We start from the raw sequence: 8,100 nt of genomic DNA on the forward strand, positions 1-8,100 counted from the left end.
TAAAAAATCCTCTTATCTGCGTTCATCTGCGTTCATCTGTCTTCATCTGCGGTAAAAATTCAACCAACGATAACAACAGACAATTTAGGGAACATTTAGCAGAACTGAAAGCTGTCGAACTTTCTGAGTAATATCATCTCCTTACACATCTGTTCTCTAAAAAATCCTCTTATCTGCGTTCATCTGCGTTCATCTGTCTTCATCTGCGGTAAAAATTCAACCAACGATAACAACCGAACACGATACAACCCGTTAATCCAAAATCCAAAATCTAAAATTGAAATGCTTCTGCGATCGGGCCGAGTGCGAGAACTGGGAAAAATGTTAGCGCTCCCAAAATCAAAATGACTCCCGCTGTGACGCCAGTAAATAAAACCGTATCGGTTCGCAACGTACCTGTAGTTTCCGGTACAGGTTGTTTGTGAGCCATACTATCAGCTAAAAGCAAAAGAGCAATAATTGGTAAGTAGCGTCCTGCCAACAAACTAATACTGGTACTTAAGTTCCACCACATAGTTCCATCACCTAATCCTTCAAAGCCAGAACCATTATTGGCAGCAGCTGAAGTGTATTCGTAAACGACTTGAGAAATACCGTGAAAACCAGGATTAGTAATTCCTGCTAGAGTTTCGGGAAACCCCAATGTAATGGCGCTGGGAATCAAAACTGCGATCGGGTGAACGAGCAAAATAACGCTGGCGAGAACGATTTCCCGCTTCTCTACTTTGCGACCAAAAAACTCCGGTGTTCGTCCTACCATTAGTCCAGTTACAAACACTGACAAAATCAGGTAAACGAATAAGTAAGCTGTTCCTGTTCCCTGTCCGCCCCAAACCATTTGCAGAAACATATTAAACAGAGTTGAAAAACCACCGGGAGGCATCAGGGAATCGTGCATTCCGTTGACTGCTCCACACATAGTGCCAGTGGTTGTAATTGCCCACAGTGCTGTTTGCGCCCAGCCAAATCGCACTTCTTTGCCTTCTAAATTAGGTTGCTGTTCGCCCAAAATGTTATTAACAAGGGGATTACCTTGGAATTCGCCAACAGCTGCGATCGCAATCAAAACAACATAGAAGATGAATACCATCCCAAATAGCAGCCATCCTTGTTTAAGGTTATTTGCAAAGATAGCATAAGTGAATATCAACGCGGCTGGGATACAAACCATTGCCAGAGTTTCAATCAGGTTGCTGGCGGAATTGGGATTTTCAAACGGGTGAGCGGAGTTGATCCCAAAAAAGCCGCCGCCATTCTCTCCCAGTTGTTTGATAAATTCAAAATGGGCAACAGGGCCACGAGCAATTACTTGTTTGGCTCCCTCTAAGGTGGTCACTGTTTCTGGGCCTGCGAGTGTTTCCGGTACACCCAGAAAAATTAAAATTAATCCACCGACGATTGACAGAGGTAGCAATATTCGCGTAATTGATAGGGTAAGATCGACGTAAAAATTACCCAGCGGTCTGCCTGTCAAACCTCGAATAAAGGCAATTCCTACTGCCAAACCTGTGGCGGAGGAAGTAAACATTAAAAAGCCTAAAGCCGCTATCTGGCTGAAATAACTGAAAGTCGTCTCGCCTGAGTAGTGTTGTTGGTCTGTATTGGTGAGAAAGGAGATAGCTGTGTGCAACGCTAAGTCCCAACTGGGCGCATTTAAGGAAGTTGGATTTAGGGGTAGTATGAGCTGCAACAGAAAAATTAAATAAACTAGAATGCCCATGACAAGGTTGCTGAATAAGACCGATCGCGCATACTGCCAACCTGTCATATCATCTTTGTAACGCACATCACCCAGTGCGTAAATGGTGCGTTCGACTGGCACCATAATTGGGTCTAGAAAGGTTTTCTCTCCTAAAAATACTCTGGCCATGTAGCGTCCCAAAAAATGGACGATAGGCACCAAAATCAGGATTGTCAGTGTTATTTGAAAGAAGCCTTGCCACATAATTCAAAAAATAAATAACTCTTCACAAGACGCGTCGTATTCACCATTCAAGGAACAAGTGTAATTAGACCACAAAACCGGATGCCTCTTTTTGAGGATAAGTTGTAGTTCTGGAGCCATTCCTGGGTTGACCGCTACAGCTAGAATGTCATCTCCATAATACACTGTAGGATTATCGCTGGCTAAAATTAGTTTTTCTGACCTTACAATGCCTAGTAAACCACAATTTTTGGGCAAGGTTATAGCAGATAATGGGCATCCGCAGTAACAGCTATTGAATTGTATTTTTGTCTGGATGAATTTGGTTTTCGCAAAATTCATTGTCTAATACTAGCCAATTTGTGTCAATCTGTTAAACGATTTACACTTAAATCTTCTAGCATTTCTACATTCTCAACATCAGATGAAAGATATAAATTGTCTTGAAAATAACTTAGCTTTCTAAGTGTAGTATTGATATATACTGGTTGGATAATATCTAAAAATCAATATATCTGTATTTATAAAAATATCTATATATGTAGATATAGAAGGAATATAAGAGCTAAAATTAAAACTGGAGTTGAGACGATCGCTGGTGCGATCGACTCAACTCCAGTAACTAAGGTAATGCTAAAAATGCTTGCCCTGCAAGGATTTATGACGGTTTTTGAGATAAGTTAGGACACTAAGTACAGAAGACCCCCAGTTTTGAGCATGATGACCAGTTGTTCGCTCGGCTCGTACTCATCCAGTTCCAGATGCTCTGCGGCGAGTCAGATGCGGATAATCAAAGTGTGTTAGGGTGTGAGGTAATGATTCCAGAATTTGATGAAAATGGCTATCTGCCACCAGGGATACATTGGGCGACATGGGAGGAATTTGTAGATAGATTTAGTACTACATCGCGTCGGTCACGCCTGATAAAGGGACTAAAAATGGCAATAGAGCAATTAAAAGAAGCAGGCTGTGAAACTATCTATATCGATGGAAGTTTTATCACCAACAAGTTAAAACCCGGTGACTTTGACGCCTGCTGGGACTCCAACGGGGTTGATATTAACTACTTGGAATCTATTGCGCCGACTTTATATAATTTCGCTCAAAAACGTGCCGACCAAAAGACGCGGTATGGCGGCGAAATTTTTCCGTCTAATTACCCGGCAAATAGTTATAGTTATGGTACAACATACTTAGATTTTTTCCAATTTGATACGAGAAATAATGCCCGCAAAGGAATTATCGCCATAGACTTATTGAGGTGGGAGCCATGATGATCAGAAATGAACAAGAATATCGTAACACCCTATATTGGTTGGAAAGATTTGAGCAATCGATAGCCGAATTGGATAATAACGAAAGCTTGAAAGCAGATTTTAAGCGGTGGAAACTCCAGAGGGATTCATACGAGAGTCAAGTTGAGGATTTAAAGGAACAAATTAGTGAATTTGAAACCCTCACACACCACGATTCTCAGACTCCAATAGTGCTAACGCTCGATGAGATTAACAATCTACCGCAGCTTCTAATTAAAGCTCGCATGGCCGCTAAACTCAGCCAAAAAGAACTCGCTGATTTAGCTGGAATGACTGAAGAAAAAATTCAGAAATATGAAGATAAAGACTATGAAGATGCTAGTTTTATTGATGTAATGGCGGTGGTTGATGCCCTGGATATAAAAATCCAATCGGGTGAGTTTTTGATTCCCTTGGATACTCTCAGGAGAACCCCGATTACTAAAGAGGAGTTACTATCTAAATCCCGTCAGAAAGTAAGTTCTTAGCCAAACGTCTGGAAATGGAAGAAGTGGGTTTGCAACTAGAAGAGGTTATCACTAAGTTCTGGAGTTTAGACGATCGCACCTGCGCTCGTCTAAACTCCAGTTAAAAGTAAAGTTTTGAAATCTAAAATCTAAAATCTTCCCTTTCTAATGTTCAATGCAATTATTTTTACTAAGAATAAGCACGCAAATACTTGTACCCCGATCGTGTCCGCCTTTGCAGTGGTGATGGTGCTGGAGTATACCACGCCGCCAGAGTATGTGTTCGGCTACCTATATAGCGGGCCAATTTTGATGGCCAACTCGCGCTTAGGTCGATCGGCAACGTTGAAAATTACACTAACAGCTGCCGCTTTAACGCTGTTGAATCTGGTTTTACCGACTGTAGAATCCTTTAATCCTTCGACATTAGCGAATCGTTTGATTGTGGTAATGGCACTATTGGTAACGGGATGGTTGAGCGATCGCAATCGCCGTTACGAAGAAGCTCTAGCTCAACAGCGATCGCAGTTACTATCCCAACAGCAGCTCGCTGGTATCCGCGAGGACTTTGTTTCCACGCTCACCCACGACCTCAAAACGCCCTTACTGGGAGCAATTGAGACAATCAAATCATTTCAGAGCGGACAATTTGGCGTCGTGAGTAGCCCTCAGCAAAAAGTTCTGGAGATGATGGCTCGCAGCCACCGTTCTACACTAGAACTGGTGCAGACGCTGCTGGATGTGTACCGCAACGATGCCGAGGGACTCCAACTTCAGCTAGCGCCGATTAATTTGGTGTCCTTAGCCGAAGAGGTAACTGCTACGCTAATTGATTTAGCGGCGACGCGCCGGGTGTATGTTTCGCTTAATTATGACTCATCTGACTTTCGGAGCTTTTTGTGGGTGAAAGGGGACGCCTTACAGTTGCGGCGAGTCTTTACAAATTTATTGATAAATGGGATTAATCATTCCCCTCGCGGCGGTAAAGTGGAAATTGTACTGGAGTTTGATTCTGGCTGTGGAGTTGTGAAGATTCTCGATCGCGGGCAGGGAATCACCAGCGACGAGCTGCCCCACTTGTTCGATCGATTTTACCAAGGTCACAGTAACCGACAAGCAACAGGATCTGGATTGGGTTTGTACCTGAGTCGCCAGATTATTGAAGCTCACGGCGGTACAATTTGGGCAGAGAACCGATCGCCCCTTGGTGCTTTGTTTGGCTTCCGACTCCCCATCAATTTTATTGCCTAATACCGAAAAACTTTGACATGAAATCTGGCTTGCTGCGAATACTGCTGGTAGAAGATGATGAACTGTTTCGTCTTGGGCTTCAGATGCGGCTACAACAAGAGCCAGAATTGGAAGTTGTGGCCCAGGCCGTTGATGGTGAGACGGCTGTAGAATTAACTAACCAGTATCTTCCAGATGTTGTCTTGTTGGATGTGGGATTGCCAGGAATTGGGGGTGTAGAGGCTTGTCGGCAAATTAAGCAGCAGCACCCGCAGTTGCCCATTTTGGTTTTAACTTCTCATTCCCAAAAACCTCTGATTGAACGATTGATTGCTGCTGGGGCTCAGGGATATTGCCTCAAAGGAATTGAAGCCGATGTGTTGATTTTGGCACTGCGTTCTGTGGCGGCGGGGGCGTCGTGGTGGGATAGAATCGGGACGGCTGAAATTCGCGCTGTCTTTGCCAGTAGCCCACCGCCTGTTGCCAAAGCTGCCCAAATGTTAGCAAATCCGCTCACCAGGCGGGAACAGGAGATTTTGGCGCTGATTGCTGCGGGTAAAACAAACCAAGAGATTGCCGAACTGCTCTATATTGCTATAGGTACGGTTCGGGTTCACGTTCACGCAATTTTACAAAAGCTGGAGGTACGCGATCGCACTCAAGCAGCAGTTCTAGCTATCCAAAAAGGATTGGTGGCACCAGAACTGTTAGCCAACAAACATTAGATTTACTAAAGTTAAGATTGAGTTCAATCCGGGAAAACTAAGGTAGTATCCCCACAAGAAATCCTGCAATGAATGCCTATGTCTAGAAAAACTTATTCGTTGATTCAACTGCTGGCTGCTGCGATCGCTGGTATGAGTTTGAGTTCGCCCTGTTTGGCCCTACCTTTGCAAGACTTGGGCAATGCTGGCAGTTCCCAGACATCTGTTTCCAACAATACTAATCCCCGTCTTGCTGTCGGAGGTTCGGAAGCTCTTAAGCAAGCAGAGACTCACTACAACGAGGGAGTGACGCTGCAACAGCAAGGCAAATTTGAAGATGCGATCGCTCAATACCGAGAAGCTATTCGCCTCAATCCCGATTTTGCCATTGCACACTTGAACTTGGGGGCTGCTTTGGCAGCTTTAGGTAAACGTGCTGAAGCGATCTCAGCTTATCGGGAGGCGATCGTACTTCAACCCAATCTGCCAGAAGCTTACTACAATTTGGGCAATACGCTGGCACAGGAGGGCGAACTAGGAGATGCGATCGCTCAGTACAAACAAGCAATTCAGATTAATCCTGGCTATGCCAAAGCTTATTATAACTTAGGGAACGTCCTAGCACAGCAAGGTGAGCGAGAAGCTGCGATCGCCCAGTGGCGGGAAGCTATTCGCATCCAGCCTGAGTTTGCCGAAGCTTATGCTAATTTGGGCTTAATTTTCTCTAGATCTGGGCAGCGACGGCAGGCGGTAGAAGCATTTAAGAAAGCGCGAGATTTGTTCAAAGCTCAGGGTAAAGCTGAGCAAGCAGAGCAGATCGATCGTATCCTGCAACGGGTAGGAAGCAATCCCACTGTCATAACTTGAAACCAAAAGTAGAAATGGGGACTGGTAAAAATTACCAGTCCCCATTTTTTATGACTAAACGCATTCTTGTTTTGTTTATTTACCGCCAACTATTTCCCTCTTTGGAAATAAACCCTCATCTTTAGATGCAAAAACTTTCCTTGATAAAATTACGCTGTTTGAGATTTAGCGTTGTGTTTGCGTAACTTGCTGGTAGCCAAGGTCATGCCGACAAGCGCCAAACCGGCGAGGGTACCGGGTTCGGGTATAGAAACCGCAGACTTATCAAACTTGAACGCGATCGTTTGCGAACCGCTGAATTTCCCAGCACTATAGCCAGTGGCGAGCAACTCTTGCGTTATAGCACCCTGCGAGAGGAAAGAGATACCCGTGAGATATTTTCCAGAAGCAATCTCGTTGAGGTTGAATGTTTTGTTCTGCCCGTTATTGGTAAAGTAGTTACTGGTTAAATCGCCATAACCTACAGTACCACCACCTTGTGCGACCTGGCCTTCGTAAGAATTATTGCCACCTGTCAAACCTCCATAAGTTTGAACAGTGTAACCATCCTTAATCTCAGTAACTGTCTTAGCCTGAACACCGCTATAAAGACCCAGCTGTTGTACTCCAGAAGCATTCGCGCTAGCGAAGCGGATACCAAATAAATCTCCGCTTTGCATGGCTGGTAAAAAGTTCTTACCCGACATATTCAAGAACAAATCACCATATCCAACCTGACCGCCTGTAACGCCCGCTTCAGCCTGTCCGGTTAACGGCATATTGGCGTTGATGGCAATAATAACGCTGGTAGCAGTTTCCTTAATAGCCATACCAGATAAATCATAGGGATTTCTTTGTCCCGGCGCAGACCCAACCCAGTAATTCCCATTCATTCCATCTGTGTTGGAATCAAAGGCATACTGCCACCCATTAGCATCGACTGCGTGTGCGCCTGTGACAAGACCTACAGAGTCGTTCAAACACTCTAAAGATTACTCCATGCCGTTCCCCCTTTTAAGTCGAAGGCAGAGGCTGCTTGTCCGGTCACAGAGATGATCCCGATAGCAGTAGCGGCAACTTTTAATAAATTTGAGAATTTAGGTGATTTCATGGCTTTGCTTCTCTCTGGTTTTGCTCTATTTGGCTTATGTAAACAGATTAGCTATTAAATCATGAAGAAAAAAGAGGTGAAGCTAGCTTTATTTATAAAGTTATTGTCAAAGTTTAGACCTGTTAAAGCATAAAATTATCCGTATATTTTCAGTGCTATAAGTCAGCGATCGCAACTTACTTAGTATCGACCTAGCCCAGTTTCCTCGCTCTGGACTCGCAGAAGCGGTTTTTACGGACTCATAAGTCAGTTCTCAGTCATTATTTAGACTTAAAATCCGTAACATTCTCAACCAATTTCCTATTTTCTATTCCCCATTGCCAGAAAATTGTCAGTATGACACTTACAGCGGCTTGCAGCCGCATGAAGTCCACCCGGTGAACCCCGGTTTTTTTAACAATACCTTCGCCATTTCTTAGTAGGTTGGGTTGAGGCACAAAACCCAACGCATTGATTGGGTTTCGTGCCTCAACCCAACCTACTCTCGCGAGTCCATTTTTCGGTTTGGCCAAGGTATTGGTAG

At 44.2% G+C, this 8,100-nt stretch carries 8 protein-coding genes; 5 read left to right on the top strand and 3 right to left on the bottom strand.

Going from position 1 to position 8,100, the window contains the following annotated elements:
* Positions 1–271: 271 nt before the first annotated feature.
* The gene (kdpA, locus tag LAY41_RS06785) at positions 272–1,945 is read right to left on the bottom strand and encodes a potassium-transporting ATPase subunit KdpA (RefSeq protein ID WP_249095600.1); all 1,674 of its coding nucleotides are present in this window, start codon (positions 1,943–1,945) and stop codon (positions 272–274) included.
* A gap of 794 nt (positions 1,946–2,739) precedes the next feature.
* On the opposite strand from kdpA, the gene LAY41_RS06790 reads away from it, so the two are divergent.
* The 5 genes from LAY41_RS06790 to LAY41_RS06810 all read left to right on the top strand — a co-directional run bounded on the left by LAY41_RS06790 (position 2,740) and on the right by LAY41_RS06810 (position 6,487).
* On the top strand, positions 2,740–3,198 hold the full coding sequence (locus LAY41_RS06790; protein WP_249095603.1) for a DUF6932 family protein: 459 nt from the start codon (positions 2,740–2,742) through the stop codon (positions 3,196–3,198).
* Entirely contained in the window at positions 3,195–3,707 is a 513-nt protein-coding gene (locus LAY41_RS06795; RefSeq protein ID WP_249095606.1) for a helix-turn-helix domain-containing protein, read from the top strand. The genes LAY41_RS06790 and LAY41_RS06795 overlap by 4 nt, the downstream gene beginning before the upstream one ends.
* A 147-nt stretch (positions 3,708–3,854) precedes the next feature.
* A complete protein-coding gene (locus tag LAY41_RS06800) occupies positions 3,855–4,937 on the top strand; it encodes a sensor histidine kinase (protein ID WP_338022947.1) in 1,083 nt (360 codons plus the stop codon).
* A gap of 17 nt (positions 4,938–4,954) precedes the next feature.
* Positions 4,955–5,641, top strand: a complete 687-nt coding sequence (locus tag LAY41_RS06805) for a response regulator transcription factor (protein ID WP_249095609.1) — start codon at positions 4,955–4,957, stop codon at positions 5,639–5,641.
* A 78-nt stretch (positions 5,642–5,719) separates the two neighbouring features.
* Positions 5,720–6,487 carry a tetratricopeptide repeat protein gene (locus LAY41_RS06810; protein ID WP_249095611.1) on the top strand — a complete coding sequence of 256 codons (768 nt, stop codon included), beginning with the start codon at positions 5,720–5,722 and terminating at the stop codon, positions 6,485–6,487.
* Positions 6,488–6,636: 149 nt separating this feature from the next.
* On the opposite strand, the gene LAY41_RS06815 is transcribed toward LAY41_RS06810, so the two are convergent.
* Both LAY41_RS06815 and LAY41_RS06820 read right to left on the bottom strand, forming a co-directional pair.
* Positions 6,637–7,446: a PEP-CTERM sorting domain-containing protein gene (locus LAY41_RS06815; RefSeq protein WP_249095615.1), complete on the bottom strand. Its 810-nt coding sequence runs from the start codon at positions 7,444–7,446 to the stop codon at positions 6,637–6,639.
* Between the two features lie 391 nt (positions 7,447–7,837).
* On the bottom strand, positions 7,838–8,100 hold a 263-nt coding region (locus LAY41_RS06820; RefSeq protein WP_249095618.1), incomplete at its 5' end, for a hypothetical protein.

It is taken from the genome of Argonema galeatum A003/A1, assembly GCF_023333595.1.
Lineage (GTDB): Bacteria > Cyanobacteriota > Cyanobacteriia > Cyanobacteriales > Aerosakkonemataceae > Argonema > Argonema galeatum.

Excerpts from the sequence above, each read along its gene's own strand:
- kdpA (WP_249095600.1), bottom strand. The coding sequence starts at position 1,945 with ATGTGGCAAGGCTTCTTTCAAATAACACTGACAATCCTGATTTTGGTG.
- LAY41_RS06790 (WP_249095603.1), top strand. The coding sequence starts at position 2,740 with ATGATTCCAGAATTTGATGAAAATGGCTATCTGCCACCAGGGATACAT.
- LAY41_RS06795 (WP_249095606.1), top strand. The coding sequence starts at position 3,195 with ATGATGATCAGAAATGAACAAGAATATCGTAACACCCTATATTGGTTG.
- LAY41_RS06800 (WP_338022947.1), top strand. The coding sequence starts at position 3,855 with ATGTTCAATGCAATTATTTTTACTAAGAATAAGCACGCAAATACTTGT.
- LAY41_RS06805 (WP_249095609.1), top strand. The coding sequence starts at position 4,955 with ATGAAATCTGGCTTGCTGCGAATACTGCTGGTAGAAGATGATGAACTG.
- LAY41_RS06810 (WP_249095611.1), top strand. The coding sequence starts at position 5,720 with ATGTCTAGAAAAACTTATTCGTTGATTCAACTGCTGGCTGCTGCGATC.